This is a genomic window from Blautia sp. Sow4_E7 (assembly GCF_052116245.1).
Classification (GTDB): domain Bacteria; phylum Bacillota; class Clostridia; order Lachnospirales; family Lachnospiraceae; genus Blautia_A.
In genome coordinates this window covers 1-518 of the sequence record NZ_JBQKLL010000139.1, presented here as the reverse complement: position 1 = coordinate 518, position 518 = coordinate 1, and the positions used below count along the sequence as shown (strand labels likewise).

Here is a 518-nt window from a genome sequence, read left to right as displayed (position 1 = left end):
GTAAATGGTGAATAACCAGTCAACTTCCTTGCGTCTCCAAAAGATGAGATAATGGTGTGAAAAGTGTAAAAAGTGTGTTTCACACTTTTCACGAAAAACACCACAGGAGGTACTGATCATGAACACCAAGTTAGCCACCAGCCAAATCCGATTGAATGAATGGGCTGCAATTATAAAAGATTGCAAATCCAGTGGCCAGAAAGTTGATATTTATTGTGAACAGCACGGGTTATCCAGAGATGCCTACTATTATTGGCTGCGTAAAGTAAAAGAAGCAGCTTTAATACAAACTGGTTTTGTGGAACTTCCTGCTCTGACATCAGAACAGTCATCAGCCAAAACAATCAAAAAAGGAACCTCTGCATTTGAAACCCAGATGATCATAAGAATAAATGAGATAGAACTCTGTGTGAACGAAAATTCACCATCAGAACTGATATCCAGAATGATGGAAATCATACATCATGCTCAATGACGCTTCCGGCTTTCAACATGTTTATTTATGTACCGGATATACG

General features: G+C 38.8%; 1 protein-coding gene. It reads left to right on the top strand.

Annotation, left to right across the window (positions count from 1 at the left end; all coding sequences use genetic code 11):
- Positions 1 to 118 precede the first annotated feature (118 nt).
- Entirely contained in the window at positions 119 to 475 is a 357-nt protein-coding gene (tnpA, locus tag ACTQ50_RS19735; RefSeq protein ID WP_441485574.1) for an IS66 family insertion sequence element accessory protein TnpA, read from the top strand.
- The last annotated feature ends 43 nt before the right edge of the window (positions 476 to 518 follow it).